Origin of the sequence: Rathayibacter sp. VKM Ac-2804 (assembly GCF_009866655.1) — a bacterium.
Taxonomy (GTDB): Bacteria; Actinomycetota; Actinomycetes; order Actinomycetales; family Microbacteriaceae; genus Rathayibacter.
On the sequence record NZ_CP047420.1, the window covers coordinates 2271515 to 2297970 of the forward strand.

Genomic DNA, 26456 nt, shown 5'->3' on the forward strand with positions numbered 1-26456 from the left:
GCGTCACGCCTTGCCGTTCGGCGTCTCCACCACGACCATCGTCGCCTTGACGATCGCCACCGCGGGCGTGCCGGGCTCCAGGCCGAGCTCGCGGACGGCCTCGGCGGACATCAGCGAGACGACGCGGTGGGGTCCGCACTGCAGCTCGACCTGGGCCATCACGGTGTCCGAGACCACCTCGGTGACGATGCCGACGAAGCGGTTGCGCGCCGAGCGGCCGACCTCGCTGAGGTCGACGGGGAGGATCGCGTTCTGCCGTGCGAGGCGGGCGAGGTCCAGCCCCTCGACGACGCTGCGGCCGGAGGCGTCCTTGCTGCTCGCCAGCGTGCCGTTCTCGATCCAGCGGCGGACGGTGTCGTCGCTGACGCCGAGGTAGGCGGCGGCGTTCCTGATGCGGATCTGCGGCATGGTCAGGGTGCTCCTGGTTCGGGTGCTCCGGATCCGGGTGCTCCGAATCCGGCGGCGGCGAAGACGGCGCGGCCCTCGGCGCCGGCGACGGAGGCGGTGAAGGCGGCGGCGAGGTCCGGGTTCGCCGAGCCGGCGACCGGGGCGATCGGGTAGGTGTTCACGGCCTGCGCCGACTCGGGGAACGCGATCCCGGTCACCGCGTCGCCGGCGGCCGCGACGTCGGTGACGTAGACCAGACCGGCGTCGGCCTCACCCGAGGTGACCTTGCCGAGGACGTCGGTGACGGACGACTCCTCGCTGACCGGCCGGAGGTCGACGCCCGTCGCGGTCTCGACGGCGGTGGCCGCCGCACCGCAGGGGACCTGGGGCGCGCAGACCACCGTCGTCACGCCGTCGCGGGCGAGGTCGGCGAAGCCGGTGACGCCCGCGGGGTTGCCCGGGGGAACCGCGATCTCGAGGGTGTTGGTCGCGAAGTCGACGGGATCGCCGGCGATGAGGTCGGCGTCGGCGAGCTTCGCCATGTTCTTCTCGTCGGCCGAGGCGAAGACGTCGGCGGGGGCGCCGTTGCTGATCTGGGTCACGAGGTCCGACGATCCGGCGAAGGTCAGCTCGATCGCGGTGCCCGGGTGCTCGGCCTCGAAGGCCGCCGCGATCTCGGTGAACGTGCCCTTGAGCGACGCGGCCGCGAAGACGGTGATCGAGCCGGACAGCGCGCCGGGGGAGCCTGTGGCCGCGGGCGCCGCGGCGGATGCGGAGCAGCCCGCGAGCGCGAGGACCGCGGCGCCGGCGGCGAGGACCGCGGTGGCGGTGCGGGGGAGTGGCATGGGCAGACCTTCCGGCGTGCGCGAAGCAGGGCCATCTCCGCATCCGCGTCTACAGCCCCACCATAGTGCCGCAGTCCGGGAACCAGCAGGACGGGTCGAGTCAGCGGGTGGCGGCGAGCACCTCCGCGTACCGCTCGCCGGGGTCGAGGGCGAGGCCCGGCTTGACCGCGCGGGCGGTGTCGTCGGCGAGGACCTCGGTGGCGCCGCTCTCGAGACCGTCGAGGGCGGCCGTCACGATCGCCTCGGGGCTCGACTTCGGAGCGTCCGACCAGGAGGCCATGTCGGTGTCGACGAGGCCCATGTGCAGCCCGAGCACCTGGGTGCCCTGCGCGGCGAGGGCCAGGCGCAGGCCGTCGGTGACGCTCCAGGCCGCCGCTTTGGACATCGAGTACGACTCCGAGCCCGGGAACGAGACGAAGGCGGACACGGAGAGCACGTTCAGCACGGCGCCGCCGCCGGCGCGGCCGAGGCTCCCGGCGAAGGCGCGCGCGAGCATCAGCGGCGCGAAGGCGTTGGTCTCGACGGTGCGGCGGATCTCGTCGAGGTCGCCGTCGATGAAGTCGACCGTGGGGGCGATGCCGGCGTTGTTGACGACGATCGAGACGTCGCCGAGGGTCGCCGCGAGCTCGGCGATGCGCGCCTGGTCGGTCACGTCGAGGGCGATCGGCACGACACCCGGCGCGGCCTCGATCGTCGAGACGTCGCGCGCCGCGGCGTAGACGGTGCGGGCGCCGCGGGCCGTCAGCTGCCGGACGAACTCGGCGCCGATCCCGCGGTTGGCGCCGGTCACGAGCACGACGGAGTCCTGGGTCTGCATGGTGGTGCCTTTCTGTAATGGTCGATAAAGAACTGGTGCGACGCACGCTAGCACGTTCCGTAGCGACTGTTATAGAATCGGCGAATGGCAGGACGACCCCGGGGCTTCGACCGCGACGAGGCGCTCGACACGGCGATGCGCCGCTTCTGGAGCGACGGCTACGACGAGACGACCGTCGCCGTGCTCACCCGCGAGATCGGCATCTCGGCGCCGAGCCTCTACGCGGCGTTCGGCGACAAGGACGAGCTGTTCCGTGCGGCGGCGACCTGCTACTCCGACACCGCGGAGGCGACGCTCGCCCGGCTGCTCGACGCGCCGACGGCGTGGGAGGCGGTGGCCGCGGTCGTCCGCTCGAGCGCCGCGGGCTACTCCGACCCGGGCACGCCGTCCGGCTGCTTCGTCCTCAGCGAGCCGCGGCTGGCGGAGCGGCGGCGCGGCATGGAGGACGGCATCGCCGCGCGCATCGAGCGGGGGATCGCCGAGGGCGATGTGCCGGCCGGCACCGATGCCGCCCGCACGGCCGCCTTCGTCGTCGCGGTGCTCGGCGGGATGTCGACGCGGGCCCGCGACGGCGGGAGCCCCGAGCGCGTCGCCGAGATCGGCGAGCTCGCGCTGGCCGCGCTGCCGCGCCCGTGAGCGCCGCCGTTCAGCAGCGCCTCGCTCAGGAGCACCTCGCTCAGGAGCACCTCGCCGCGACCGCCGACCTCGCCCGGCGGCACCTCGAGCACCCGGAGCGCGCCGCCGCGCTGGACCTCCGACTGCACCGGGTCACGGCGCCGACCTCGCTGGTCTACACGCGCTTCCCGCCGACGCTGAGCCTCGTGCTCTCCGGCCGCAAGCGCTCGATCGTCGGCGACTCCGACGAGCAGTGGGGAGCCGGCCGGTTCCTGATCACGCCGGTCGACCTTCCGGTGATCGCCGCCGTCGTCGAGACCGGCGAGCAGGGCGACTTCGTCTCGGCGAACTGGCACCTGGACCCGGTGCTCGTCGCCGAGGTCGCGGGGCTGGTCGCGCACCGTCCGGCCGAGGCGGTGCCCGAGCGGATCGGCACGATCACCGCGGAGCTCGCCGACGCGCTGCACCGGCTGTTCCGGCTCCTCGACGCGCCGGAGGAGATCCCGGTGCTCGGGCCGGCGGTGTCGCGCGAGCTGGTGCTGCGCCTGCTGCAGAGCGATCAGGCGCCGCGCCTGCTGGCGGCGTCGTCCGCCGTCCGCTCGTCGCCGGTGACCCGCGCCGTCGACGCGATGACCGCCTCGCTGGCGCACGGCTGGACGCTCGACGCCCTGGCCGCGGAGGCGCGCACGAGCGTGCCGACGCTGACCCGGCGGTTCCGCGAGCTGACCGGGATGTCGCCGCTCGGCTACCTGCGCCGGCTGCGGCTGGGCGAGGCGCGGCGCCTGCTGCTCGTGCGCGGCGAGACGGCCGCGGGCGCGGCGGCGGCCGTCGGCTACGCGAGTGCGTCGCACTTCGGCCGCGACTACCGCCGTGCCTACGAGACCACCCCGGCCGCCGACGCCGCGCTGCATCCGGGGCGGCTGGTGCAGATCGACTGAGCCGCGGCTCTGCGGGGCCCGGGGATCAGCGCCGAGCGCCGACGATCCCGCCGTCGACCAGCAGTGTCGTGCCGTGCACGTAGGACGCCTCGTCGGTGGCGAGCCAGCGCACGGCCTGCGCGATCTCGTCCGGGCGGCCGGGGCGCCCTGCGGGGGTCGGCGCCGTCATCGCGTCGAGGATCGCCGAGGCGTGCTCGTTGCCGGGGGTGAGCGTCGCGCCGGGGGCGACCGCGACGACGCGCACGCCGTCGGCGCCGTACTCGGCCGCCCACGCGCGCGTCAGATGATCGAGTGCCGCCTTGGTCGCCGGGTAGAGCGCGGTGCCGAGGGTGCCGACCCGCGCCATCCACGAGGTGATGTTGATGATCACGCCGGCGCCGCGCTCCGCCATCGTCGGCGCGATCGCTCCGACGAGCTGGTGCGGGACCCGGATGTTGGTGACGAGCAGCGCGTCGACGTCCGCGTCGCTCAGCTCGGCGGTGGGGCCGACGGGGAAGACTCCGGCGTTGTTGACGAGGACGTCGATCCGGCCGCCGAGCAGGCGCAGCGCCTCGGCGGCGACGGCGCGGGTGGCGTCGGGAGTGCCGCCGAGGTCGGCGACGAGCACGGAGGCGGTGCCGCCGGCCGCGGTGACGGCCCGCGCGACGGCCTCGGTGCGCGCGCGGTCGCGGCCGTGCACGAGCACGTGCGCACCGGACGAGGCGAGCCGGTGCGCGATGGCCTCGCCGAGTCCGCTCGAGGAGCCGGTGACGAGGGCGGTGCGGCCGGCGAGGCGGTCGTCGGAGGGGAGATCGGAAGGGAGGGGGACTGTGGTGTCGGTCATGGATCCAGCCTCGCGGCGCGGGTCGCGGTCGGGTGTCCCGATCGGATCGAGGCCTGTCCTGATCCGATCACGGTGCTGCTGCGAGCTACGCGACCAGCAGGGAGGGGGACACCTCCGTGAGGTTCGGCGCTCCCTGCTGATCGAGCAGCCCGCGGAGCGGGCGCCTCGAGATCCGCCCACCATCAGAACTGCGCGGGAACAGTGTCGAAGCGCGGTCCCGGTGGAGGGTCCGGCGGGCGCCCGGGGAGCGGGGGTGGTCGAGTGCTGATCCGGCGGCCGGTGGGAGTCGTCCACTCGAGCACGCCGTGGTCGTCGACCCGCTTGTAGCTCCACTGGTCGCCGTGCCGGACGTGGTGGTGCGAGGTGCAGAGCGAGACGAGGTTGTCGAGGGAGGTCTCGCCGCCGTTGCGCCACTCGAGGGCGTGGTCGGCCTCGGCGGTCGATGCGCTCCGGGTGCAGCCGGGGAACCGGCAGGTCTGATCGCGCAGTTGCAGGTGGAGGCGCATCTGGGGTGGTGGGACACGCCAGGTGCGGCCGACGGAGTCGACGGCGCCGGTGTCGGGGTCGGTGAGCACCCGGGTGAAGGACGCGGCGGTGCGGATCAGCTCGCGGGCGATGTCCGGGGGGACGGGTCCGTAGCCGTCGAGTTCCGCGGGCGCGTCGTCGAGGCCGACGGCGGTGGACGCTGCGAGCGTGAGCCGCACTTCGGCCCGGATGCCGGGGACGAAGGTCGGATCGGGCCGATGCTCGGCGTCCGGGGTCGTGCCGGCGATGTCGCCGTCGCAGAGCAGGTCGACCGCGGCATCGGCGCTGAGCTGCTGGAGCGTGCGGGGATCGCCCATGTCGCGGAGGGTGCGGGCGATGCGCCGCAGCCTGTCGTGTGCGCCCATCACGGCGGGCGCCGGTCCGTAGACGCAGAGCGTGGCCATCCCGTCGACGTCGGGCGTGACCCAGACCGCGCGGTCCTCGCGGGCGCGGGCGTGCCGCTGGGCGAGGGGATCCTCGTGCAGCTCCTCCCGCCAGCGGCGCAGGGCGCGGCGCAGCTGCGTGGTCGTCATGGTGAGAGCGCCGTCGGCGGTACGCTCGTCGAGTGCCGCGCGGGAGGCCTCGGGGAGGCTGCTGGCGGTTCTGCAGATCGCCTCGCCGACCTCCCAGAGGATCCGCGCGTCCCTCAGCAGCGCGCGGGTGAGGGGGAGGTGCTCCATCAGCATCTGCGCGGCCTCGAGCCGACGGGACACCTCCCGCTCGGACACGCCGAACGCCACCGCGAGCTCGGCACGGACGGACCGCTCGACGAGGTCGCGCGTCTCGCTCCGCGACGCGCCGCGGGCGAACGCCTCCGGGACGGTGAGCGCGATGCGGTAGCCGCGGTGCATCCGCTCCGCCGCTCGGAGGCGTGTCGGCGAGGCGGCGCGCTCGGCGGCCGCGGCGTCGTCGAAGCAGTCGCGCACCTCCGCGAGTGCTGCCGCGTTCTCGTCTTCTGACATACGAGTATTGAATCAGGGACCACCGACACCGGAGCGGGACATCGGGCCGATCGGGGAGAGCGCTGCCGGATCGGGGACTGGGGAGGAGGCCTGCTCTCGGATGCCCGTCGGTGGTGGGTCTCGATACGCGGCCGGAGGCGGCTATTCGACCAGCATGCAGCGCGGCCGGAGGCGGCTACTCGACCAGCATGCAGCGCGGCCCGAGGCGGCTACTCGGCCGGCAGGGACGGGCCCGGCACCCGACCGCGGACGGACGCCACGACGGCCGCCACGGCGCGGTCGACGCTCACGGCGCGGGCGGCGTCGTCCTCCTGCTCGGAGTCGTGCACGAAGACGGTCGTGCCGCGGACGGCGCCGCAGTAGTCGACGACGCCGTGCTCGATCTGGGTGCGGAGGGAGTGCTCGTAGCCGTGGCGCTCGTACACTCCGACGCTGTCTCCGGCGATCGGCACGAGGTGGACCGTGAGGCGGCCGAGGTTCCGGCGCATCCCGTCGACCGGATCGATCTCGAACGCCCAGCCGTTCACGAAGACGCGGTCGATCCAGCCCTTCAGCAGCGCCGGCATCGACCACCAGTAGACGGGGAAGACCAGCACCAGGTGCTCGGCGGCGTCGAGCCGGCGCTGCTCCCGGAGCACGTCGGCCGGGTACTCGCCGCCGACACGGTAGCTGTGCCGGTCGTCCGGACCGAAGCGCGGGTCGAAGCCCTCCGCCGCGAGATCGGCGAGCACGGCAGGCTCGAGCTCCTCCGCGAGCCGCCGGGCGAGGGCGAGGGTCAGCGAGTCGTGGTCGGGGTGGGCGGCGACGAGGAGCGTGTTCACCTGTCCATCCAAGCGGACCCGCTCAGGACTGCGCCGCGAGCGGGGCACGAGCAGGGACCCTCTCGATCCGCGTCGGCGACGTAGGTTCGGAGCATGGACACAGCGCACGAGGACATCGCGGGCTTCCTCGCCTCCCGCCGCGCCCGGCTGACTCCCGCCGAGGCGGGGCTGCCCGACGTCGGCGGCCGCCGCCGGGTCGCCGGGCTGCGGCGCGAGGAGGTCGCGGCTCTCGCCGGCGTGAGCCCCGGCTACTACCGCCGCCTCGAGCGCGGCCAGGCCCTGGGCGTCTCGGAGTCCGTCCTCGGCGGTCTCGCCCGCGCGCTCCGCCTGAACGAGACCGAGCGCGCGCACCTCGACGACCTGGTCCGCGCGGCGAACGCCGCCGTGCAGCCGCGGCGCGAGCGGCCGGCCCGGCCCGGCGACGGCCTGAGCCCCGGCGCCCAGCAGATGATCGCGGCGATGTCGACGGTGCCGGTGTTCGTGCAGAACCGCCGGCTCGACGCCGTCGCGGCGAACGCGCTCGGCCGAGCGCTGTTCGCCCCGATGCTCGCGGCGGGCGAGGATCCCGCGAACGCCGCCCGCTTCGTCTTCCTCGACGCCCGCGCCCGCTCGTTCTACCGCGACTGGCAGGGAACCGCCGAGCAGCTCGTGGCGGTCCTGCGCCGCGAGGCCGGCCGCTCGCCGCGCGACCAGGAGCTGGCCGCCCTCCTCGAACGGCTCGCGTCCGCCAGCCCGGTGTTCCGCGCGCTGTGGTCGTCGCACGACGTCCGGGAGCACCGCACGGGGACGAAGGACGTGCACCACCCCGTCGTCGGCGACCTCTCGCTCTCGTTCGAGACGCTCGAGCTCGCCTCCCAGCCCGGACTCCAGGTGCTCGTGTTCAGCGCCGAGCCCGGTTCCGCCTCGGCCGACGGCCTCCAGCTCCTGGCCAATCTGACCCTCCGACGGCAGGGCGACGCAGCCGCCACCTCACCGACCCCCGCCGCCCCTCCGACAGGAAGAACCCTCTGATGAAGAACGCACGACTCGGCGGCCTGACCGTCTCCCGCCTCGGCCTCGGCGCGATGACCATGGCCGGCACCTACACCTCCGAGGGCGCCCTCGACGACAGCGAATCGATCGCGACGATCCACCGCGCGCTCGACCTCGGCGTCACCCACCTCGACACCGCGGAGATCTACGGCCCGTTCCACAGCGAGGAGGTGGTCGGCCGCGCCGTCGCCGGCCGCCGGGACGAGGTCGTCCTCGCCACGAAGTTCGGCCTCGTCTCGCACGAGGGCGGCGGTCCCGGCACGATCGACAGCAGCCCCGCGAACATCCGGCTCGCGGTCGAGGGGTCGCTGCGGCGACTCGGCACCGACCGCATCGACCTCTGGTACCAGCACCGCGTCGACCCGCACACGCCGATCGAGGACGTCGCCGGCGCCGTCGCCGAGCTCGTCGCCGAGGGCACGGTGCTGCACTTCGGCCTCTCCGAGGCGAGCGCCGCGACGATCCGCCGGGCCCACGCCGTGCAGCCGGTCTCCGCGCTGCAGACCGAGTACTCGCTCTGGACCCGCGACGTCGAGGACGAGATCCTCCCCGTGCTGCGCGAGCTCGGCATCGGCTTCGTCCCTTATTCGCCGCTCGGCCACGGGCTGCTGACCGGCTCGATCCGCACCGTGGACGACTTCGCCGACGACGACTGGCGGAAGACGAACCCGCGCTTCACCGGGGAGAACTTCGCCCGCAACCTCGCGATCGTCGACGAGGTCCGCGCGATCGGCGCGGAGGTCGGGGCGACGCCCGCGCAGACGGCCCTCGCCTGGATCCTCACCCGCGGAGACGACATCGCGCCGATCCCCGGCACTCGCCGCGTCGCGCGCGTCGAGGAGAACACCGCCGCCGACGCCGTCGTCCTCACCGTCGATCAGCTCGACCGGCTCGACCGGCTCACCCCCGCGGCCGGCGCTCGTCACGACGAGGGCAACATGGCGACCATCGACCGATGAGCGAGCCGGTACCGATGAGCGAGCCGGATCCGAGGCGCGAGCCGGAACCCCAGGAGGTCCTGCACCGGGACGGGAGCCTGCGCGCCCGCGGCGCGACGCTCGACGGCGAGATGCACGGGCACTGGCAGTGGTTCCGACTGGACGGCACCCCGCTTCGGAGCGGCTCGTTCGATCGCGGGCGCCGGATCGGTGTCTGGACGACCTACGACCGCGCCGGCGCCCCGCACAAGGAGACCCGCTTCGGCGACTGAGGGGCCGCGCCTCAGGAGCCGCCGCGCGCCAGGACACCGGTGACGAGCAGCTGCACGAGGGCGTCCGTGTCGTAGCGCGGGTCGCCCGCGCCGCCGATGCAGAGGTTGCCGATGCCGCGAAGCAGGCCGTACGCCTCGACGGGTGGCGCGTCCGGCGAGAGCGCCGCCTCGAGCAGCGTCGCGCAGACCGGCACCAGCCGGTCGGTGAAGAACGCGTGCAGGGCGTCCGAGCCTGCGCCGTCGCCCTGCAGCGCGTCCGGCAGCCCGTGCTTGGTGACCAGGAAGTCGACGAACAGCGCCAGCCACTCCCGGAGCGCCGCCTCGGGCGAGTCGCTCTCGGCGAGGAGTCGCGGCCCGGCTTCAGCGCAGGCCTCGACCTGGTGCCGGTAGACGGCGATCACGAGATCCGCGCGGGTGGGGAAGTGCCGGTAGATCGTGCCCGTCCCCACGCCGGCGCGCGTCGCGATCTCGCGAACGGGAGCGTCGACGCCGAACTCGACGAAGACCGCCGCGGCCGCGTCGAGCAGGGCCTGGGAGTCGCGCCGGGGGCGGCCCACGCGGGGGACCGCCGGGCCGGTGGCGTTCTGTTCCGTCACTGCTGCTCCTTGCTTCGTGCGCACCACTTGCTTAACGGAACGCCGCTCCGTATCGTTGCGGAACGTCGCTCCGATAAGCAGTATCGCAGAGCGCGGACCGGAAGGCACCAGCATGACCAGCACCCTCCCCACCATCCTCCCCGAGGCACTCCCCGTCGTCTCGGTCGCCCCTGTCGAGCTCGACGCTCCGGGCCGCCCCGTCCCGCTCACCGTGCGGATCTCCGCTCCGGCGACCGGCACGGACCTCCCCGTCGTGCTCTTCTCGCACGGCAACGGCTGGAACCACGACGGCTACGCGCCGCTCACCGCGTTCTGGGCCTCGCGCGGCTTCGTCGTGATCCAGCCGACGCACCTGGACTCGCGGCGGAACGGCTTCGGCTTCGACCACCCCGTCTTCCCGACGATCTGGGAGCAGCGGATCGCCGATCTCACCCACGTGCTCGACCGGCTCGAGGTCCTCGAGGCCGCCCTGCCCGGTCTCGCCGGGCGGGTCGACCGCAGCCGCGTCGCCGTCGCCGGGCACTCCTGGGGCGCGCAGACGGCGCAGACGCTGCTCGGCGCCCGGATCGTCGAGGAGGGCGACTCCCTCAGCCCGGACCGCTCCGACGGCCGGGTGCGCGCCGGCGTCCTGCTCGCCGCGACGGGCGTCGCCGGCGACGACCTCGAGCCGTTCGCGCAGGCGGCCTTCCCCTTCCTCCGCCCCTCCTTCGCGCAGCTGAGCACGCCGACCCTCGTCGTCGCGGGAGACCGCGATCAGTCGAGGCTCTCCCGGCGCGGGCCGGGCTGGTTCACCGACGCCTACGCGCAGAGCCCCGGCGCGACCGATCTGCTGACCCTGCACGGCGGCGAGCACTCGCTCGGCGGCATCGTCGGCGAGGAGGTCGCCGAGACGACGGACGCGGATCCCGCGCGCCTGGCCGCGATCCAGCGGCTGACCACGGCGTACCTCCGCACCGCTCTCGGCGTCGACGCGGGCAGCTGGGCGGCGGCGCGGACGGCTTTCCTCGAGGAGGGAGCGATCGGCCGCATCGCGAGCAAGTGAGGCCGGGCGTCAGTCCTTCGCCGGCGCAGCCCCGCCGGCGAGGTCGTCCTCCGTCGGCTCGGTCACGCCGATCGTGCTGATGATCGGCATCGTGCCCGTGCGCGCGAGCGGCTCCTCCGCGGTCGGCGCCTGCTCCGGACTCGGGGAGCGGCGCGCGCGCACCGGCGCCACGGCGCGGACGACCGGAGTGCGCAGCCGCCGGTAGGCGATGCGGCCGAGGGTGACGCCGCCCGCGAGGCCGATCGCGATCATGCCCGCCTGGAGCAGCAGCTCGATCCCGCCCTCGGGGCCGCGGCCGGAGGTGAGGTCGAGCACGCCGCGGTAGAGGGTGAGGCCCGGGAGCAGCGGCACGATGCCGCAGGCGGTGGTCACCACGGCGGGCACGCGCCAGCGCTCGGCCAGGGTCTCGCCGAGCAGGCCGATCACGATCGCGGGCACGGCGCTGGCCAGCAGCGGCGCGGCGCCCAGCCCGCTCAGCGCGTCGGAGGCGACCCACGCTCCCGCGCCGGTCAGCGCGGCGACGAGCGCCGGCCGCGGAGGAGTGTGCGACGAGAGCGCCCAGGCTCCCGCGGCGATGCCTGCGCCGAGGACCTGCACACCGGCCGGCCACGGCCGGGCGTAGGAGTCGACCAGCACCAGCTCGACGCCGAGCGTGCGCGCGCCGTCGAGCACGGCGGCGATGCCGACGACGATGCCGAGGGTCAGCAGCCCTACCTCGAGCAGCCGGCCGCCTGCCGTGATCGGGAAGCCGTTGATCGCGTCGTCCGCCGCTCCCACGAAGGAGAGCCCGGCGAGCAGCACGACGACGCCGGAGGCGACCACGAGCGCGGGCGGGAGCACCGCGAACTCGACCGGCAGCTGCGGCACCACTGCGAGCAGCAGCACCGCCACGCCCGTCGCGAGCGCGGCCCCGGCGATCTGCTGGAAGAAGGCGGGCAGCCCCCAGCGGCCGAGCAGCTGGTTGACGCCGTCGATCGCGGCGGTCGTGAGCGCGGCGAGGAGCACGATGAGCGGTCCGCCGCCGAGCAGGATCGCGACGCCCGCGGCCATCACCGCGAGGGTGAGCGTGACGACGCTGCGCCGGTAGCGGTGCGGCTGGACGAGGATCGCGTCGAGCCGCTCGTGCGCCGCCTCGAACTGCTGCCGGGCCTCGTCGCGCGCGGCGGTCGAGTCGACGGTGTCGGCGACCCGCACCTCGGGGGACCCGTCGGTGATCGCGGTGACCAGTGCCGTCACCCGGGCGAGCCGCTCGTAGTCGGCGCTGCGGGAGGCCACGACGCGCAGCACGCTCACGCTGGGCGAGTCCTCGCTCCCGTCGTGCACGACCAGGATCGAGGTGAAGGTGAGGTCGACCTGCACCTCGATGCCGTAGGCACGGCAGACCCGCTCGATGGTCTCGGTGACCTCCGCTGCGGCGGACCCCAGCGAGAGCAGGGTCTCGCCGAGCCGCACCGCCAGCTCGAGCACGCCGCGCACGGTCTGCTCGGCGAGGACGGCGCGCTGCGAGCGCCGGCTGACCGGGGCGGCAGGACGCTGCCCGCTCAGCGTGCCGGCGAGCTGCCGGAGGAGCCGCGGCCGGCGGGGACGCTGCTGGTGGAGACGAGGAGGGCGCACCACCCGAGCGTAGAGAAGACCACCGTCACCGCGGGACCACCTCGTCCCGGACGCCCGCGGTGCGCTCGATCGGCGGGGCCTGCGCAGGCCCACAGGATCGGCCTCGACGCGACGCCGGGGCCGTCACGTCCCGCCAGGGCGGCCTCCTCCGCCATCCGCTCCCCGGCCTGCTCCGAATGATGCATACACATCGACCTCACGACCGGAGCCCGCATGCTCGCCACCGTCCTCGCCCCCCGCTCACCCACCGTCGCCGCCCCGGCCCTGCCGCTGCTCCCGCCGGATTCGGACCGGCTGCTCGTCATCCGCTCCGCCTCGGGCGACGACCGCGCCTACGCCGAGATCGTCCGTCGGCACACCTCGCTGCTGCGCGCGACCGCGCTGCGGATCCTGCGCGCCTCGAGCGAGGTCGACGACGTGGTGCAGGAGACGTTCCTCGCCGCGTGGACGCACATGGACAGCGTGATCGACGGCGAGACCATCGTCGGCTGGCTGCTCACCACCGTGCGCCGCCGCTGCTACGACCGGCTCCGCTCGACCGATCACCAGAACCACGCCGAGCTGGAGCAGGACCTGCCCGAGTCGCTCGACCACTGCCCGACCGCGGTCTCCGAGCGCGCCGCCCTCGTCGCCGAGGCCCGGGACGTGCTCGGCCGGATGCCCGAGCTCCAGCGCCGCTGCTGGGAGCTCCGCCAGCTGCAGCAGCGCAGCTACGACGACATCGCCGCGGAGCTCGGCGTCAGCGCGACGGTCGTCCGCGGGCAGCTCTCCCGCGCGCGGCTGCTGATGGAGGCGACGCTCGCGCACTGGCGCTGAGCCGCCGGCGAGTCGCCCGGCTACCGTGGAGAGCATGGAACCCAGCATCGGCACCCTGCTCACCGGACTCCTGATCAACCTGTTCTGGTTCGCGCTCGTCCTCGTCGCGGTCTTCTTCGTCGTGCGCGCCGCTGTGACGAGCGCGCTGCGGCGGGCCGGCGTCATCACCCCGTCGAGCGCTGCCGCCCTCGACCGCGAGGACGAGGCGCACCGTCGCGCCATCGACGACGAGCGGCGCCCGGAGGCCTGAGCGCCCGCCTGAGCCCCGGGACGCGGCGCTGCTTCAGCTCCCGAGGATCGCCAGTGCCGTCGAGACGATCCCGCAGACGACGCCGGTGCCGACCAGGATCAGACCGGTCAGCCGCAGCGCTCGCACCGGATCGGCGCGGCGGTGCAGCCGGATCCGCTCCGGGTCCTCCTCGCGGTAGTAGACCTCGCGCTGGTCCGAGCCGACCGGCGTCAGCGGATCGTCGGCGGTGAGCGGCCTCGACCGGACCTCGCCGGCGCGGGTGACCCAGTGCAGCGCGCGAGGCGGCCCGTCCTCGAGGTAGGCGGTCGTCGTCGACCACCGCCCGTCGATCAGCAGCCCTACGAACGCCGCGAACAGGAAGAGCAGCCCCAGCGGGAGCGTGATGAGGGAGAGAGCCTCCAGGATCGTCTCCAGCACCGGTCGCCTCCCTCAGGATCCGCTGACGAGCGTACCGGGCGCGGCGCGCGTCACCCGCCGCCGTCAGCCACCCGTGTCAGGCGGATCCGTACACTGACCGGGCGACCGCGGCTCTTCCGCCGCGCGGACGGCTGCACGAGCTGCGGGGGTGGCAGGGACGGATGACGACGACGGGCGGTGCGCGGCACGGACGGCTGAGGCCGCGCTCCGGCCTCCGGAGTCTGCTGCTCGGCGTGGCGGCGACCGTCGCGGTCCTCGCGGTGAGCGGAACCTGCCTGGTCGCTATCGCCACGGCCAGCATCACGAGCAACGTCGCGGGCAACGCGGTCGAGCTCGGCGTCGCCCCCTCCTCGGAGCCGCAGGCGGTGCAGCTCGGCGCGATCGAGGGCGGGTTCGATGTCCTCATCGTCGGCACCGACAACGACGCGGTGCAGGGCGACGCCTTCGGGGTCCGCGACGCCACGCTCAACGACGTCACGATCCTGCTGCACGTCTCCGCCGACCACCGCAGCGCGACGGTGATCAGCTTCCCGCGCGACCTCGTGCTCGACCGCCCGGCCTGCACCGATCCGGAGACGGGCGAGGTCACGGAGGCGACCGCCGACGTGCCGCTCAACTCCGCCTTCGAGCACGGCGGGCTCTCCTGCGTCAACGACACGGTGCAGCAGTTCACCGGCCTGACCGTGCCCTACGCCGGCTGGGTCTCCTTCAACGGCGTGATCGAGATGAGCAACGCCGTCGGGGGAGTGCCGATCTGCCTCACCGGGCCGATCCGCGACACCGACTCCGGGCTCGACCTGCCCGCGGGCACGAGCACCGTCTCGGGTGCGACCGCGCTCGCCTTCCTGCGGACCCGGCACGGCGTCGGCGACGAGAGCGATCTCAGCCGGATCTCCTCGCAGCAGCAGTATCTGGCCTCGCTGATGCGCACGGTCCGCTCGGCCGACACGCTCTCGAACGTCCCGGAGCTCTACGGACTCGCGCAGGCCGTGTCCTCGAACGTCCACCTCTCGACCACGCTGACGAACCCGTCGACGATGATCTCGCTCGCGCTGGCCCTCGAGGACGTCGATCTCGCGCAGATGGTGTTCGTGCAGTACCCGGCACTCGACGACCCGGACCGGCCCGGCAAGGTCGTCCCCAACGCGGTCCTCGGCGGCGAGCTGATGGCCCGCGTGCTGAACGACGAGCCGGTGACGCTCGCGTCGACTCCCGCGGAGGAGCAGCCCGCTCCGCCCGCCGAGGCGCCGGCCGATCCGGGCACCGCTGCGCCTGTCACCGCTGGGCCTGCCCCGGCTGCGCCTGCCCCGGCTGCTGACCCCCTCGACGCCGCCGGGCAGACCGCCGCCGAGGAGACCTGCGCCGTTCCGTCCGAGTGATCGACGGCGCACGGATCCGGCGCACGGGGCACAGTCGAAAACACGATCCTGTCAATGTCCTCGACACGATTCGCGGCCACTTCTAACGTTTCTCCCGATCGTTCCTCGCGCCCGGACCCTGCGTGAGGGGTCCGTCCCGGGTCCTCGGCAGGAAGGGTGCGACCGTGAGCGATCCCGCGGACGCCGTCATCGACGAACTGCTCGCCGTGCTCTCCCCGTCCGGCGGGATCCATCCCGGCCTCGCCCGGCACGTCGGGCAGCAGCTGCGGCGCCTCCGCCCACCGGCCGTGGACGGCGCGGCGCTCTGCGAGCCGTACCTGCGGTGCGGCCCGATCGACGGGGTGGCGATCTCGACCATCGGCAGTCCTTTCGGCGCCGCGACCGTCGCCGCCAGCGATCCCCTCGCGCTGCGCCTGGACGAGATCCAGCTCGAGCTCCGGCAGGGGCCGTGCTGGGACGCGATCGCCGCCGCCGCCCCGGTCGCGATGGTCGACGCCGGCTCCGAGGACCGCTGGCCCGTCTTCAGCGAGGCCGTCGGCGCCATCGACATCCGCGCCGTGTTCGCCTTCCCCCTCGTCGTCGCCGGGCTGCCCGTGGGCGCCGTCGACCTCTACTCCCGCACGGCCGGCCCGCTCGGCGAGGGGCTGGTCGAGGAGCTCGCCGCCAGGACGGCGCGGACGTCGCTCGGGGTCCTGAGCGCCGTGGTGCCCGCGAGCGGGCGCGACGACCTCGGGGAGGCGCGAGCGCCGGAGAGCCTGCGCCGCGCGTCGGACATCCTCGCCACGCGCTACCGCACCTCGCCCCGGGACGCGCTCCTGCTGCTGCGCGCGCACGCCCTCGCCGACGACAGGTCCGTCGACGCGGTCGCGGAGGAGATCGTGTCGGATGCGGACGCCGTCACCGCAGGACCGCGCACGACCCGCACTCGCGCCCGGTGAGCAGGCCCGCCTGAGCCGCCGCGTCAGCCGCCTGTTCCGGCAGCGGGGTGCTCGCGCACGTTCCGCACCACGCGGGCGGGGGCACCGACGACGACGGCACCCGCCGGGACGTCCTTCGTGACGACCGCCGCGGCGGCGATCACCGCGTCGTCGCCGACCGTGACGCCGGGGAGCAGGGTCGCCTTGGCGCCGATCCAGACGTTGGCGCCGACGACGATCCGCGCAGGGTGCAGGTCGCCCCGGCGGCCGGGACCGAGGTCGTGGTTCAGCGTCGCGAAGACGACGTCGTGCCCGATGAGGCAGTCGTCGCCGATCGTGACGCCGCCCTGGTCCTGGAAGGCGCAGCCCGAATTGAGGAAGACGCGCGCACCCAGCCGGATGTTACGGCCGAAGTCGGCGCGGAGCGGCGGGAAGAGCGTCACCGACTCGTCGATCGGCCGGCCGGTCAGCTCCGCGAGCAGCTCGCGCACGCGCTCGGGCCGGTGGTAGCCGCTGTTGAGCTCGGCGGTGATGCGCAACGCCTCCTGGCTGGCGGCGTGCATCGCCGCGTGCAGCGGGGAGCCGCCCTCGATGGTCTGCTGCGCGTCGAGCGCGGCGAGCAGGTCGTCCAGGTCCGGGTTCGCGTCCAGGTCCGGGTTCACGTCGTCGTCCTCTCGTCGGGTGGGCTCAGGCTACGAGCGCGCTGCGGACGGAGGGAACACCCTGCCGGGGCACCCCTGCTGGTCGTCGCGGTCGGCCCGCGTGGAGGGACACGCTCCTGCCGTTCTGCTTCGAGATCCGGTCGCCGCAGCCGCTCACAGGTCCGCCCTGCAGCGCGCAGCGCGGGCCGGGATCCGGCTCAGGGCGGGGTGGATCTCGATACGCCCGCTGCGCGGGCTACTCGATCAGCATGAACGGCCGCTGCGCGGGCTACTCGATCAGCATGAACGGCCGACGCGTATTCGAACGCAGACCACCGACACCCGCACGGCCCCAGCCACGTTCCGAGGAGAGACCGCCGAACCGCCTCCTGTGGCGGAGCCGGACAGTCGGCGCGGGGCCGCAGGAGCGAGTGCGACCGGCTCGTCCTCCGTCTCGCGCACCGCGCCGGTCGTGCGGGCGTCGCCCACGACGAGGCGTCCCCGAACCTTCGAGACGTCATGGCGCGACGGGCCGCCTCGACGTCCAGGAACACCTCGCGCGCCCGTCAGGCGGTGGGCCCGCCGGGGAGCCTCCGCTCGAGGCGCGTCGCTCGGCGTGCGGCCAGAGCGAGCGCGACCAGCACGGCGGCGATGACGGGCAGCGGCAGGACGGCCCTGGCGGCCGGGACGTCCGTGAGAACCGTCGCGCCGAGGGCGTCGATGAGGATCAGCAGCGCCGACAGCCCGACCAGCAGGACGACCGACATCGCCGCCGACACTCGGCCGCGCCACGGCACGACCGCGAGGACGCCGAGCGCGGCCACCGGCCCGGCCGTCGAGAGGCCGGGACCGAGCCAGCCGGCCGACGCCGCGACGAGCGCGATGCTCAGCTCGGTGGTGGCGGCGAGCAGCGCGGTGATCCGCGCGGCGCCGGTCCGGCCGGCGAGGGCCAGGCAGAGGGCGATCGCGAAGAGCGCTCCGGCGACGAAGGAGGGATTGGTGAACGGCCCGATCGCACCCGGATAGCTGATGCCGGGGGACCGGTTCACGACGGTGGAGAAGACGAAGAACGCCGTGGCGAGGGCGAGGGGGATGACCGTCGACGGTGACCGCCCGGCCGTCGCTCGGAGGCGATGGCGCAGACCCCCGACCGCGAGGGTGATCCGCTGCCCGATGCCGGGGGAGCGGCGCCCCCGGTCGTCGGCCTCGTCCAGCAGGATCCCGAGCAGCACCTCGCCGTGCTCGCTCCGCCAGGCGGCCGGGTACCAGCGCAGCGCTCGGCGGAACCGGTCTGTGCGCCTCGCGTCCTCGTTCGTCGTCATGCCGTTCTCCTTCGAAGGGTGGTCGGGTCAGAGCGCGGCGGCCGGCGAGAGCCCGAGGTTGAGCCGCGCTCGGGCGGCGCTCGCCTCCATCCGGGCGACCTCCGCGCCCAGGGCGGATCGGCCGGTGTCGGTCAGCCGGAAGTAGCGCCGCACGCGGCCGTTGATCCGCTCGTCGCCGTCGGGGGAGATGAGGCGCTCCGACTCCAGACGCTCGAGCGCCGCGTACAGGGTTGTGACCCGCAGGCGGACGCGGCCCTCCGACTGCTCCTCGATCTCCTGCAGCAGCGCGTACCCGTGTCGGCGCCCGAGCGCGAGCGCGGTCAGGAGCCAGAAGGTCGTCTCTCGCATCTCGTCGGGCATGACGGGAACAATACTTCACCGGCTGGAGTATCGCGTCGTGAGCCGGTCACTCCTGACGTTCTGCGCCCGCGAGGAACGCGCCGCGCTCCTCGATCAGCCGGCGCAGGTAGCGCGCGAGGACGAGTCGCTCCGCGATCCGGCCGAGGACGCCGAACGGGGCCCGGAAGGAGACCCTGTCGGTCATCACTGAGCCGCCGCCGCCGTCCGCCTCGAATCGGTGCTCGTGCCGGAAGCTGCGGAACGGACCGCGGGTCTGCTCGTCCGTGAAGGAGTGCGGCGCGTCGAAGGCGGTGATCCGGCTGGTCAGCCGGAGGGGGACGCCGAAGTGGCGGGCCCGCCAGGTCACCTCCTCGCCGAGGCCGATGGTGCCGCTGACCACCCCGCCGACGGCGCGCTCCCCCGACGCCGCCTGCGACTCGGTGTGCAGGTCGATGCTCCGCGCGCGATCGAACAGCTCGGCGACGGGCAGCGACGAGCGGGTGACGACCTCGAACGAGACGACCACGGGACCGATGCCGGCCGGTCAGCCGGTCCGCATCGTGTTCACAGGGAGCTGCATGAGGGCGACGGAGTCCGGGGTCTGCGTCCGGGCGACAGGACCGCCGGGCTCACCGAACGGATCCTCGGGGAGCACGAGCGGCTCACGGCGGAACAGCCTCCGGAGAAGTGCCGTCATCCGCGTCATGGCGTCCCCTCACTCGACTGTCATCGCTGATCCACGATATCCGAGTGAGGACGCGCTCAGGCAGCCGAGGGCGCTCCTCCGTCTCACGCCAGCGCGACCTGCCGGCGCAGCGACCGGCGCGGAGCTGCGGCGGCGGGGTGTTCCGTCCGGACGGGCGCGCTGACAGGATGCAGCAGATGGACGAGTCGGAGCGGCGAGAGCTCGCGGAGCTGCGGAGGCGGGCCTACGGGCGAGGGGCCGGCCCGGAGCTCGAGGCTCCCGAGCAGGCGCGGCTGCGGCTGCTGGAGGGGCGTCCGGTCCCGGGGCCGGCGCACCCGGATCCTCACGAGCCGCACCGCGAGCCGGCAGAGGCGCCCGAGACCTCGGCCCCTGTACCGCCGTCCCCCGAACCGCCGCCACCCGCGGTCGCCGGCCGGATTCGCAGGCGGGTCACCGTCCTCTGGGCTCTGTCCGTCGTGACGACGGCGGTCGTCGCGTCCGCAGCCACGGTGTGGGTCACCGGCTCCGCCGATCCCGTCGTGGCCGTCCTGCCGCTGTCCGCGTCGGACCGCTGGACCGGGAGCGGCTTCGCGGACGTCGTCGCCACCGAGGACTTCCACGGGCTGATCCTGCTCCGCAGCTCGGGCGGCGGACCGCCGACGAGCCCCGATCAGTGCCTCGTCGCCGTTCCGACCGAGTCGGACGACGGAGGCCTCGTCGTCAACGGCTGCAGCGCCGGGTCCTTCCCCGCCGTCGCCCAGACGACCGTGCGGAACGGCATGCCGGAGGAGCTCGTCGCCGAGTTCGGCGAGGGCACCGGCCTCCGGTTCACCCTCGACGGCGACACCGTGCGGGTTCAGACGGACTGACTCAGCGGCTTGCGGCCGCGGCGAGCGCCTCGGCGACGGACGCGTGGATCGCGTCGTAGTCCGGGTCCTCCGGATCGACCGCGGGAGGCGTCAGCTCGACCGAGCCGACCGGCTGCGAGCGGGTCCGGAGCGCGAGCTCCAGGAATCCGCCCAGCGCACCCTGCGGGATGTCCGTGCGGACGACCCGCGCGCCAGCGTCGGCGATGTCCTGGAACTTCAGCAGCACGTTCACGGGAGAGAGGCGGGCGAGGATCGCGCCCTGCACCTCGCGCTGGCGGACCATCCGGTCGTAGTCGCCGCCGGCCGAGCCGTAGCGGGAGCGGGCGTAGGCGAGGGCGTTGCTGCCGTCGAGGTGGTGCTCGCCGGGGGTGAGCCAGGCGTTCACGCCGACGAGCTCGCCGGTGTCCTCGTCGAGGACGCCGCCGAAGGGCAGGTCGCCGTCGCCGGTGTAGTCGACGTCGATGCCGCCGAGCGCGTCGATGAGGCTCGCGAAGCCCTGCATGTCGACGAGGGCGTAGTACTGGATCCGGAGCCCGAGGGCGCCCTCGACGGCGTCGCGCGTCGCCTCGATGCCGGGGGAGCTGCCCTGCGCGACCGCGTCCGGGTACAGCTCGGGGCTCTTCAGATCGACCTCGGTGTTGATCGAGTTGAGCATGCAGGGATCGACCGCGCAGTCCTTCCACGGATAGCCGTCGGGGTAGAGCTCGTGCATCGGCGAGTCCTCGGGGAAGGGCGTCCACCGGAGGTTCCGCGGCAGCCCGATGACCGTCGCCGCTCCTGTCGACGTGTCGATCGAGGCGACGGAGATGCTGTCCGGGCGCAGCCCCGCGCGGTCCTCGCCCGCGTCCCCGCCCAGCAGCAGGACGTTGTAGCGGCCGTCGACCGGGTCGGCCGCCCGCCCGTCGCCGAACACCGTCGACAGCAGGCCGCGGGAGACCCCGACCAGGTGGCCGCCGTAACCCGCCGCTCCGACCGAGACGAGCAGCGCGAGGACCGTCGCCGCCCCGAGTGCGACGCGGGCGCGCGGCCCGACCTTCACCAGCCTGGTCAGCCGCAGCGTGTCGAGCGCGAGCACGAGCCAGAGCGCGGCGCAGGCGAACAGGACGCCCTGCACGACGGCGAGCGTCCCGTCGAGGGCGGCGATCGAGAAGACGAGCGAGGGGGCGACGAGGAGCGCCAGCAGCAGCACGACCACGACCGCCCAGAGCAGCATCGTCGCGGCGAGACCGACGCGGCCGAGCCGCCGCGAGCCCGCGAGGGTCTGCGCGGATCCGGGGATCAGCAGCCCGAGCCCGAGCAGCCACCAGGCGCGACGCGTCATCACCGTCCGCGACGCCGTGTCCGGATCCCGCATCGGCGTCCGCCCGCGGACCCCGTTCTCCACCACTGCGCTGCGCACGACGCCCTCCCCGGAACCGACCACCCACGGTAGGGCCTGGAGTCTCGGCCGCAGACCGCGACGCGCTGCTGTCGCGGAGTCCGGGACGGCGCGGGTCAGCTCCGCGACGGGTAGTCGCCGGTCGCGAGGTCGTCGAGGAGGCTCGGGTGCGTCGCCTGCCAGCCGTAGGTGCGGCGGGTCCAGGCGCTGGACGCGGGCTGATCCATCGCGAAGATCTCGCCGAGGGGGCCGAACGTCTCCGTCGGCACCTGCTCGACCGGGAGACCGAGGCGCTCGCCGATGACCGTGGCGATCGCGAGCATGGTGTCGCCCTCGTCGGCGACCGCGTTGACCGCGGTGCCCGCCTCGCCCCGCTCGATCATCAGGCGGAAGAGGCTCGCGGCGTCACGGCGGTGGACCGCCGGCCAGCGCTGGCCGCCGTCGCCGACGTAGGCGGAGACTCCGGAGCTCTGCGCGGCCTGGATCAGGAGACCGGCGAAGCCGTAGGCGACGTCGCGCTCGTGCACCGAGCGGGGGAGGCGGACGGCACTCGTGCGCACGCCCCGTCTCGCGAGGTCGAGGAGGCGGGCGGCGTTGACGCCGCGGCCGCCGACCGGGCCGGTCGTCGTCAGCGGATCCTGCTCCGTCGCGACCGCGCCCGCGGAGAAGGTGGTGCCCGAGACGAGCGAGAACGGCTTGCCGGAGCCCACGAGCGCGGCGCCGATCGCGTCCATCGCCGCGCCCTCCTCGGCGATGCTCCGCTCGAGGTCGGAGAAGTCGTTGCTGAAGGCCAGGTGGATCGCGCCGTCGGTGGCACGGGCGCGGTCCGCCAGCAGGTCGAGGTCGCCGAGCTCGCCGCGGACGGGATCGCCGCCCGCCGCGGAGACCCGGTCGGCGGCGGCGTCCGAGCGAGCGAGGCCGAGTACCTCGTGCCCGTGGGCGACGAGGTCCTCGGTGACGGCGAGGCCGATGGCGCCCGATGCTCCGGTGAGGAAGATGCGCATGGGAGGACTCCTTCTGAGTGATGGGACCGATATCCCATCACCATAGACCCGCGATGCGACTCCTGTCGCGTCACGGTAGGATCTCCCCATGCCACGCTGGGAACCCGACGCCCGCGAGCGGTTCGTCTCCGCTGCCCTGCACCTCTTCACCGAGCAGGGCTACGACGAGACCACGGTGGCGCAGATCGCCGACCGCGCCGGGCTGACGCGGAGCACCTTCTTCCGGCACTTCCCGGACAAGCGCGACGTGCTCGCCGCCGGTCAGGAGACGCTCTCGGCGCTCCTCGCCCAGGGCGTCCGCGAAGCGCCGCCGGAGTCGACGCCGATGCAGGCGATCGCGGCGGGGCTGGTCGCGGCCTCCTCCGCGATGACCCCGTTCAACCGCGAGCTCGGCCCGCGCCTGGAGGCGGTCATCGCCACCAGCGCCGAGCTGCAGCAGCGGGCCCTGCTGAAGAAGGTCGGCATGGCCACGGCGATGGCCGACGCCCTCCGCGAGCGCGGCGTCGCCCCGGCCGTCGCGGACGCGGCCGCGGAGCTCGGGGTGCTCGCCTTCAAGGAGTCGTTCGCCGAGTGGTCCGAGGGCCGGGACGGCGAGCTCGCGACCCTGGCCACGGCCGCCCTCGACCGCCTCCGGGAGGCGCTGACGCAGCTCGGCTGAGGCTCCGGAGTCAGCCGGTCCGCTCCCAGCGGTCCCGGTCCGTCCGCCGCCACTGCTGCCGCGGGGCGTCCGACTCGCGCGCGCCGTCGGTCAGCCACAGGGTGCTGTCGGGGGCCCAGCCGGCGATCACGGAGGCGTACTCGTCGTCGACGGGGATCAGCCGCGTCGCGCTCGAGAGGTAGCCGAGCGTCGTGAGGTGCACGGCGTCCCAGTCGGCGGCGGCGCGCTGCCAGTCCGGGAGGAGCCAGCGGCCCTCTCCGCCGGTGACCCGGTGCCAGTCGTGCCGGCGGGAGGCGGTCACCTCGGCGGGGTAGGCACGGCAGAGCTGGGCCCAGTCCTCGGCGCTGCCGATCTCCAGCGTGCGGCCCGCGCCGGTGACCGGGGTCACGGTCGCGGCGTCGAGGCCGCCGGAGTCCTCGACGAGCTCGAGCAGGTCCTCGATCCGGGACCGGGTGCGCAGCAGACGGAGGGGGAGCGACCACCACGAGCCCGAGACGCTCGCGCGCGGATCGCTCGGGCGCTCCCGGGCGGACTGCTCCTCGTCGGCGCGGCGGGCCGCGGACCACTCGTCGAGGAGCGCGGCGGCGCCGGTGGGGAGCGGGCGGGCGGTGTCGGGGCGCCAGTCGACGGCCCACTGAGTCGTGGTGGCGGGGCTCGTCCACGTGGCCGCGGCGGGGGAGAGCAGCACGTGCTCCGCGACCGGGATCAGTGCCGACCGGATCTCCGGCAGCGCGGCGAGGACGTCCTCGGCGTCGGGCTCCTGCCAGGAGTACGCGGTGTCGACGCTCCTGCGGAGCGCGGCGCGGACCGCGTCGTCCTCCGCGGGGGTCGGCGGGAGTGCCTCGACCATCGCGGCGAGGCTCTCGAGAGTGGGGACCGGCAGATCGCGAGCGTCCGTGCCGTCCTCGGAGGCGTACAGCAGGACCGACTCCCCGCGGCCGCCCCCGGCGTGCGCGAGCAGGAACGCCGCAGTGTGCAGCGCGGGATCCGCCGCCGTCGCGTACTCGAGGCAGAGCCGCCTGCCCCGGGGTCCGCTGAGGAGGGCGTCGGCTGCAGCACTCATGCCTCCACTATGCCCGCCGCCGATGTGCGGGCGTCAGGCGTCCGGATTCATCCAGAACGGGGAGTAGTGGTAGCCGTCGGGGTCGTCGAACTGGCGCTGGTACATGAACGGGTACTCGTCGGTGTCGCCGATGCGGCCGCCCGCGGCGCCGGCGCGCTCGGTCAGCTCGTCGACGGCCTCGCGGCTGCCGAGGTCGAACGAGACGGTCATCGTGGACGGGGTGTCCGGGCCGCCGATCAGCTCCTCCGTGCCGCCGACGCTCGCGTACATCTCGCGGCTGCTGAGCATCAGGTACTGGTCGGGCGCGATCGCGAAGCAGGCGACGTTCTCGTTCGACATCGCCTCGTTCCGGCTCCAGCCGAGGGCTGTGTAGAAGGCGGTGGCGCGCTCGACGCTCGCGACGGGGCAGGAGAGGTAGAGGCTCATGCGGGCAACACTGCCCAGAAGCGCACGGCACGACAAGAGGCGGAGGAGCATCCGCGCCCGGAGCGACCGCCGGGCGTCTGCCAGAGTGCTGGCATGCCCTCTCCGCAGACCCTGACCGAGGAGGACCGCCGGCTCGTCGCCGCCTGGGCCGCCGACTGCGCCGAGCAGGTCCTCCCGCTGTTCGAGGCGGAGGCCCCCGACGACGACCGGGCACGGGACGGCATCGCGCGGGCACGCGCCTTCGCCCGCGGCGAGCTGAGCGCGGCCGGGGAGATCCGGCGCCGGTTCGAGGCGGGCCGGGCGTCGCAGTCGGCGGCGTCGCCCGCGGCGAAGGCGGCGGCCTGGTCGGCGGGACAGGCCTCCGGAGTCGCGCACCTCGGCGCGCACGCCCTCGGCGCCGCGGCGTTCGCAGCGAAGGCGGCCGAGCTGGCCGACCCGGGCCGCGGCGGCGCGGCCGAGATCGACCGGCAGCTGGCGGGAATGAGCGCCCCGGTGCGGACGGCCCTGGCGCGACTGCCGCGGCTCGGCGAGGACCCCTCCGGCCCGCTCGGGCCCGGACTGCTGGCCTCCGGAGCCCTCGGCGCGTTCATCCGCACCGTGCAGACGGCGCTCGCCGCGGGCGACGATCGGTAGCGAGGGACTCGCCGGCGGCGCCTCCACCCGGGCAGCCGCACCGGAGACTCAGGACCGCCGAGAGCAGGACCAGGGAAGCGGCGTCGGCGCCGTCCCGTTCGCGCTCTCGACCGGCGCCCCGACGGCGAGCGGCACGAGCGCCTCCATCGCGCCCAGGACGGCTCGGACGGCGTGCTCGCGCCCACGGGCTCCGGGCGGGCCGCCTCCCGTGCCTCCGGGCCGGGCGCTGCTCACGAGCACCTCCGGGTCGCCGGCACCGAGGAGACCGCCGGGGCGAGGGCCGCGAGGATCTCGCGGCCGCCGGTCAGGCCTGCATCGAGCACGACCTCGACCACGGGGTCCCGGCCGTCGCTCGTCGCGACGACGACGGCCGCGTCGCTGTCGTCGATCGTCCAGTCGACGTCGCGCTCGGTGATGCACTGGGCGGAGGGGCCCGGGTCCGGGACTCCGCAGCGCAGGAGGACCTGGGCGGGCTCGCCCCACGCCCCCGTGCCCTGGGCGTCGGTCTCCCGCTCGGCGAGCCCGACGACGTCGGAGGGGAGCCGCGACACGATCTCCGCGCAACCGACGGCGGACGCGGTCGGGGCGGCCTCCATCGGGACGGCACTGCTGCAGCCGGCCGTGGACAGGGCGAGCAGCACGGCCGCCGGCAGCAGACGGCCGAATCGGGCCGGGAAGGAGGGCACGCCGAGATCCTGTCAGTCCTCCGCCGGCTGCCGCCGCACGCCGCCGGCGAGCACGCGGTCGAGCCAGTCGCGCAGCAGTTCCCGCTCCGCGGGGCGCAGGTCGGCGAGCTGCGGCGCGAGGGCGCGGACGGCGACCACGGCGGCAAGCGGCGCGTCCTCCGCGGCCTCCGGGTGGCCGGTGAGGATCCGGGCGAGCACCCCCTCGAACGCGGCGTCGGCGAGACCGGCGTCCCGCTCGGCAGCGGGGGAGGAGAGCAGGGTCGTCACGACGCCGGTCCCCGCGGCCTGGATCAGCCCGACGGCGCGCTCCTCGGGCACACGGAGCCGACCGGCGGCGGCGACGCGGCGGACGCGGGAGGCGAGGACCTTCTTGCCCGACCGCGCCGCCGGCGAGACCGCCGCGCGGGCCGGGTCGCTGAGCAGCCGGAACAGCGAGGGGTTCGCGACTCCGAACTCGATCTGCGCTGCCCAGCCGGCGCGGAGATCCTCGATCGGGTCGACGTCGCCGGCTGCGGCCTCCTCGACGACAACCGCCTTCTCGGCGACCCAGCTGCTCAGCACGTGCTCGGCGACCGCCTCGAGCAGGCCGTCCTTGTCGCCGAAGAGGCGGTAGATCGCGGGGGCCTGCAGTCCGGCCGCCTCGGCGACGCCGCGGGTGGTGACGGCGGACGGGCCGTCCTCGCGCAGGAGGCGGGCCGCCGCGTCGACGATGCGGGCTCGGGTGTCCGTGGGGGGCGCGGTCATGG

General features: G+C 74.5%; 32 protein-coding genes. 13 read left to right on the forward strand and 19 right to left on the reverse strand.

Annotated features, from left to right (window positions below; genetic code table 11):
* Positions 1-3: 3 nt before the first annotated feature.
* The 3 genes from GTU73_RS10695 to GTU73_RS10705 form a co-directional block, all read right to left on the reverse strand.
* A complete protein-coding gene (locus GTU73_RS10695) occupies positions 4-408 on the reverse strand; it encodes a TOBE domain-containing protein (RefSeq protein WP_160089309.1) in 405 nt (134 codons plus the stop codon).
* 2 nt (positions 409-410) lie between these two features.
* Entirely contained in the window at positions 411-1232 is an 822-nt protein-coding gene (gene modA / locus GTU73_RS10700; RefSeq protein WP_160089311.1) for a molybdate ABC transporter substrate-binding protein, read from the reverse strand.
* 100 nt (positions 1233-1332) lie between these two features.
* Positions 1333-2049, reverse strand: coding sequence for an SDR family oxidoreductase (locus tag GTU73_RS10705; protein ID WP_160089313.1), 717 nt, complete (start codon positions 2047-2049; stop codon positions 1333-1335).
* Positions 2050-2133: 84 nt separating this feature from the next.
* Here GTU73_RS10705 and GTU73_RS10710 point away from each other — a divergent pair, with 84 nt between their 5' ends.
* Together GTU73_RS10710 and GTU73_RS10715 are read left to right on the forward strand one after the other, a co-directional pair.
* Complete coding sequence (locus tag GTU73_RS10710; protein ID WP_160089315.1) at positions 2134-2685, forward strand: TetR/AcrR family transcriptional regulator; 552 nt, start codon at positions 2134-2136, stop codon at positions 2683-2685.
* Positions 2682-3602, forward strand: coding sequence for an AraC family transcriptional regulator (locus GTU73_RS10715; protein ID WP_160089317.1), 921 nt, complete (start codon positions 2682-2684; stop codon positions 3600-3602). The genes GTU73_RS10710 and GTU73_RS10715 overlap by 4 nt, the downstream gene beginning before the upstream one ends.
* 25 nt (positions 3603-3627) lie before the next feature.
* On the opposite strand, the gene GTU73_RS10720 is transcribed toward GTU73_RS10715, so the two are convergent.
* The 3 genes from GTU73_RS10720 to GTU73_RS10730 all read right to left on the reverse strand — a co-directional run bounded on the left by GTU73_RS10720 (position 3628) and on the right by GTU73_RS10730 (position 6733).
* Positions 3628-4425 carry an SDR family oxidoreductase gene (locus tag GTU73_RS10720; RefSeq protein WP_160089319.1) on the reverse strand — a complete coding sequence of 266 codons (798 nt, stop codon included), beginning with the start codon at positions 4423-4425 and terminating at the stop codon, positions 3628-3630.
* Between the two features lie 182 nt (positions 4426-4607).
* Positions 4608-5912: an HNH endonuclease signature motif containing protein gene (locus GTU73_RS10725; RefSeq protein ID WP_160089321.1), complete on the reverse strand. Its 1305-nt coding sequence runs from the start codon at positions 5910-5912 to the stop codon at positions 4608-4610.
* A gap of 209 nt (positions 5913-6121) precedes the next feature.
* Positions 6122-6733: an NAD(P)H-dependent oxidoreductase gene (locus tag GTU73_RS10730; protein ID WP_160089323.1), complete on the reverse strand. Its 612-nt coding sequence runs from the start codon at positions 6731-6733 to the stop codon at positions 6122-6124.
* A 93-nt stretch (positions 6734-6826) separates the two neighbouring features.
* Between GTU73_RS10730 and GTU73_RS10735 the strand changes: the two genes are divergently transcribed.
* The 3 genes from GTU73_RS10735 to GTU73_RS10745 are packed head-to-tail and all read left to right on the forward strand — an operon-like array spanning position 6827 to position 8975.
* Positions 6827-7744, forward strand: a complete 918-nt coding sequence (locus GTU73_RS10735) for a helix-turn-helix transcriptional regulator (RefSeq protein WP_160089325.1) — start codon at positions 6827-6829, stop codon at positions 7742-7744.
* Entirely contained in the window at positions 7744-8724 is a 981-nt protein-coding gene (locus GTU73_RS10740) for an aldo/keto reductase (RefSeq protein ID WP_160089327.1), read from the forward strand. The genes GTU73_RS10735 and GTU73_RS10740 overlap by 1 nt, the downstream gene beginning before the upstream one ends.
* A complete protein-coding gene (locus tag GTU73_RS10745; RefSeq protein WP_208543657.1) occupies positions 8721-8975 on the forward strand; it encodes a hypothetical protein in 255 nt (84 codons plus the stop codon). Before GTU73_RS10740 ends, GTU73_RS10745 begins: the two co-directional genes overlap by 4 nt.
* An 11-nt stretch (positions 8976-8986) precedes the next feature.
* Here the strand turns inward: GTU73_RS10745 and GTU73_RS10750 are convergent, their stop codons facing one another.
* Positions 8987-9571: a TetR/AcrR family transcriptional regulator gene (locus GTU73_RS10750; protein ID WP_244231602.1), complete on the reverse strand. Its 585-nt coding sequence runs from the start codon at positions 9569-9571 to the stop codon at positions 8987-8989.
* A gap of 112 nt (positions 9572-9683) precedes the next feature.
* Here GTU73_RS10750 and GTU73_RS10755 point away from each other — a divergent pair, with 112 nt between their 5' ends.
* A complete protein-coding gene (locus GTU73_RS10755; protein WP_160089331.1) occupies positions 9684-10613 on the forward strand; it encodes an alpha/beta fold hydrolase in 930 nt (309 codons plus the stop codon).
* 9 nt (positions 10614-10622) lie between these two features.
* Here GTU73_RS10755 and GTU73_RS10760 read toward each other — a convergent pair whose 3' ends face one another.
* On the reverse strand, positions 10623-12227 hold the full coding sequence (locus tag GTU73_RS10760) for a threonine/serine exporter family protein (RefSeq protein WP_160089333.1): 1605 nt from the start codon (positions 12225-12227) through the stop codon (positions 10623-10625).
* 213 nt (positions 12228-12440) lie between these two features.
* On the opposite strand from GTU73_RS10760, the gene GTU73_RS10765 reads away from it, so the two are divergent.
* Together GTU73_RS10765 and GTU73_RS10770 are read left to right on the forward strand one after the other, a co-directional pair.
* The gene (locus GTU73_RS10765) at positions 12441-13043 is read left to right on the forward strand and encodes an RNA polymerase sigma factor (RefSeq protein WP_160089335.1); all 603 of its coding nucleotides are present in this window, start codon (positions 12441-12443) and stop codon (positions 13041-13043) included.
* 34 nt (positions 13044-13077) lie between these two features.
* Positions 13078-13293, forward strand: coding sequence for a hypothetical protein (locus GTU73_RS10770; RefSeq protein WP_160089337.1), 216 nt, complete (start codon positions 13078-13080; stop codon positions 13291-13293).
* A gap of 33 nt (positions 13294-13326) precedes the next feature.
* On the opposite strand, the gene GTU73_RS10775 is transcribed toward GTU73_RS10770, so the two are convergent.
* Complete coding sequence (locus GTU73_RS10775) at positions 13327-13710, reverse strand: hypothetical protein (protein WP_160089339.1); 384 nt, start codon at positions 13708-13710, stop codon at positions 13327-13329.
* Positions 13711-13871: 161 nt separating this feature from the next.
* Between GTU73_RS10775 and GTU73_RS10780 the strand changes: the two genes are divergently transcribed.
* Together GTU73_RS10780 and GTU73_RS10785 are read left to right on the forward strand one after the other, a co-directional pair.
* The gene (locus GTU73_RS10780; RefSeq protein ID WP_160089341.1) at positions 13872-15089 is read left to right on the forward strand and encodes an LCP family protein; all 1218 of its coding nucleotides are present in this window, start codon (positions 13872-13874) and stop codon (positions 15087-15089) included.
* Between the two features lie 164 nt (positions 15090-15253).
* Positions 15254-16027 carry a transcriptional regulator gene (locus GTU73_RS10785; protein ID WP_160089343.1) on the forward strand — a complete coding sequence of 258 codons (774 nt, stop codon included), beginning with the start codon at positions 15254-15256 and terminating at the stop codon, positions 16025-16027.
* Positions 16028-16050: 23 nt separating this feature from the next.
* Here the strand turns inward: GTU73_RS10785 and GTU73_RS10790 are convergent, their stop codons facing one another.
* From GTU73_RS10790 to GTU73_RS10805, 4 genes are all read right to left on the reverse strand, one after another.
* On the reverse strand, positions 16051-16668 hold the full coding sequence (locus GTU73_RS10790; RefSeq protein WP_244231603.1) for a DapH/DapD/GlmU-related protein: 618 nt from the start codon (positions 16666-16668) through the stop codon (positions 16051-16053).
* Positions 16669-17213: 545 nt separating this feature from the next.
* Entirely contained in the window at positions 17214-17969 is a 756-nt protein-coding gene (locus GTU73_RS10795) for a hypothetical protein (protein ID WP_160089345.1), read from the reverse strand.
* 27 nt (positions 17970-17996) lie between these two features.
* Positions 17997-18329: a PadR family transcriptional regulator gene (locus tag GTU73_RS10800; RefSeq protein ID WP_160089347.1), complete on the reverse strand. Its 333-nt coding sequence runs from the start codon at positions 18327-18329 to the stop codon at positions 17997-17999.
* 46 nt (positions 18330-18375) lie between these two features.
* Positions 18376-18834, reverse strand: coding sequence for an SRPBCC family protein (locus GTU73_RS10805; protein ID WP_160089349.1), 459 nt, complete (start codon positions 18832-18834; stop codon positions 18376-18378).
* 635 nt (positions 18835-19469) lie between these two features.
* On the opposite strand from GTU73_RS10805, the gene GTU73_RS10810 reads away from it, so the two are divergent.
* Complete coding sequence (locus GTU73_RS10810; protein WP_160089351.1) at positions 19470-19862, forward strand: hypothetical protein; 393 nt, start codon at positions 19470-19472, stop codon at positions 19860-19862.
* A 1-nt stretch (position 19863) separates the two neighbouring features.
* Here GTU73_RS10810 and GTU73_RS10815 read toward each other — a convergent pair whose 3' ends face one another.
* Complete coding sequence (locus GTU73_RS10815; RefSeq protein WP_244231604.1) at positions 19864-21261, reverse strand: LCP family protein; 1398 nt, start codon at positions 21259-21261, stop codon at positions 19864-19866.
* Positions 21262-21356: 95 nt separating this feature from the next.
* Entirely contained in the window at positions 21357-22244 is an 888-nt protein-coding gene (locus GTU73_RS10820; RefSeq protein ID WP_160089353.1) for an SDR family oxidoreductase, read from the reverse strand.
* 88 nt (positions 22245-22332) lie between these two features.
* On the opposite strand from GTU73_RS10820, the gene GTU73_RS10825 reads away from it, so the two are divergent.
* Positions 22333-22902, forward strand: a complete 570-nt coding sequence (locus tag GTU73_RS10825) for a TetR/AcrR family transcriptional regulator (RefSeq protein ID WP_160089355.1) — start codon at positions 22333-22335, stop codon at positions 22900-22902.
* Between the two features lie 10 nt (positions 22903-22912).
* Here GTU73_RS10825 and GTU73_RS10830 read toward each other — a convergent pair whose 3' ends face one another.
* Both GTU73_RS10830 and GTU73_RS10835 read right to left on the reverse strand, forming a co-directional pair.
* On the reverse strand, positions 22913-23965 hold the full coding sequence (locus GTU73_RS10830) for a hypothetical protein (RefSeq protein WP_160089357.1): 1053 nt from the start codon (positions 23963-23965) through the stop codon (positions 22913-22915).
* Positions 23966-23998: 33 nt separating this feature from the next.
* Positions 23999-24391: a VOC family protein gene (locus GTU73_RS10835; RefSeq protein WP_160089359.1), complete on the reverse strand. Its 393-nt coding sequence runs from the start codon at positions 24389-24391 to the stop codon at positions 23999-24001.
* 93 nt (positions 24392-24484) lie between these two features.
* Between GTU73_RS10835 and GTU73_RS10840 the strand changes: the two genes are divergently transcribed.
* On the forward strand, positions 24485-25024 hold the full coding sequence (locus GTU73_RS10840; RefSeq protein WP_160089361.1) for a putative immunity protein: 540 nt from the start codon (positions 24485-24487) through the stop codon (positions 25022-25024).
* A gap of 230 nt (positions 25025-25254) precedes the next feature.
* Here the strand turns inward: GTU73_RS10840 and GTU73_RS10845 are convergent, their stop codons facing one another.
* Together GTU73_RS10845 and GTU73_RS10850 are read right to left on the reverse strand one after the other, a co-directional pair.
* Positions 25255-25710, reverse strand: a complete 456-nt coding sequence (locus GTU73_RS10845; protein WP_208543658.1) for a DUF3515 family protein — start codon at positions 25708-25710, stop codon at positions 25255-25257.
* 12 nt (positions 25711-25722) lie between these two features.
* A complete protein-coding gene (locus GTU73_RS10850) occupies positions 25723-26454 on the reverse strand; it encodes a TetR/AcrR family transcriptional regulator (protein ID WP_160089363.1) in 732 nt (243 codons plus the stop codon).
* Between the last annotated feature and the right edge of the window lie 2 nt (positions 26455-26456).

Bases quoted from the DNA above. Each gene is read 5' to 3' on its own strand.
- GTU73_RS10695 (WP_160089309.1), bottom strand. From the start codon at position 408: ATGCCGCAGATCCGCATCAGGAACGCCGCCGCCTACCTCGGCGTCAGC.
- modA (WP_160089311.1), bottom strand. From the start codon at position 1,232: ATGCCACTCCCCCGCACCGCCACCGCGGTCCTCGCCGCCGGCGCCGCG.
- GTU73_RS10705 (WP_160089313.1), bottom strand. From the start codon at position 2,049: ATGCAGACCCAGGACTCCGTCGTGCTCGTGACCGGCGCCAACCGCGGG.
- GTU73_RS10710 (WP_160089315.1), top strand. From the start codon at position 2,134: ATGGCAGGACGACCCCGGGGCTTCGACCGCGACGAGGCGCTCGACACG.
- GTU73_RS10720 (WP_160089319.1), bottom strand. From the start codon at position 4,425: ATGACCGACACCACAGTCCCCCTCCCTTCCGATCTCCCCTCCGACGAC.
- GTU73_RS10725 (WP_160089321.1), bottom strand. From the start codon at position 5,912: ATGTCAGAAGACGAGAACGCGGCAGCACTCGCGGAGGTGCGCGACTGC.
- GTU73_RS10735 (WP_160089325.1), top strand. From the start codon at position 6,827: ATGGACACAGCGCACGAGGACATCGCGGGCTTCCTCGCCTCCCGCCGC.
- GTU73_RS10740 (WP_160089327.1), top strand. From the start codon at position 7,744: ATGAAGAACGCACGACTCGGCGGCCTGACCGTCTCCCGCCTCGGCCTC.
- GTU73_RS10745 (WP_208543657.1), top strand. From the start codon at position 8,721: ATGAGCGAGCCGGTACCGATGAGCGAGCCGGATCCGAGGCGCGAGCCG.
- GTU73_RS10755 (WP_160089331.1), top strand. From the start codon at position 9,684: ATGACCAGCACCCTCCCCACCATCCTCCCCGAGGCACTCCCCGTCGTC.
- GTU73_RS10765 (WP_160089335.1), top strand. From the start codon at position 12,441: ATGCTCGCCACCGTCCTCGCCCCCCGCTCACCCACCGTCGCCGCCCCG.
- GTU73_RS10770 (WP_160089337.1), top strand. From the start codon at position 13,078: ATGGAACCCAGCATCGGCACCCTGCTCACCGGACTCCTGATCAACCTG.
- GTU73_RS10780 (WP_160089341.1), top strand. From the start codon at position 13,872: ATGACGACGACGGGCGGTGCGCGGCACGGACGGCTGAGGCCGCGCTCC.
- GTU73_RS10795 (WP_160089345.1), bottom strand. From the start codon at position 17,969: ATGACGACGAACGAGGACGCGAGGCGCACAGACCGGTTCCGCCGAGCG.
- GTU73_RS10800 (WP_160089347.1), bottom strand. From the start codon at position 18,329: ATGCCCGACGAGATGCGAGAGACGACCTTCTGGCTCCTGACCGCGCTC.
- GTU73_RS10820 (WP_160089353.1), bottom strand. From the start codon at position 22,244: ATGCGCATCTTCCTCACCGGAGCATCGGGCGCCATCGGCCTCGCCGTC.
- GTU73_RS10825 (WP_160089355.1), top strand. From the start codon at position 22,333: ATGCCACGCTGGGAACCCGACGCCCGCGAGCGGTTCGTCTCCGCTGCC.
- GTU73_RS10830 (WP_160089357.1), bottom strand. From the start codon at position 23,965: ATGAGTGCTGCAGCCGACGCCCTCCTCAGCGGACCCCGGGGCAGGCGG.
- GTU73_RS10835 (WP_160089359.1), bottom strand. From the start codon at position 24,391: ATGAGCCTCTACCTCTCCTGCCCCGTCGCGAGCGTCGAGCGCGCCACC.
- GTU73_RS10840 (WP_160089361.1), top strand. From the start codon at position 24,485: ATGCCCTCTCCGCAGACCCTGACCGAGGAGGACCGCCGGCTCGTCGCC.
- GTU73_RS10850 (WP_160089363.1), bottom strand. From the start codon at position 26,454: ATGACCGCGCCCCCCACGGACACCCGAGCCCGCATCGTCGACGCGGCG.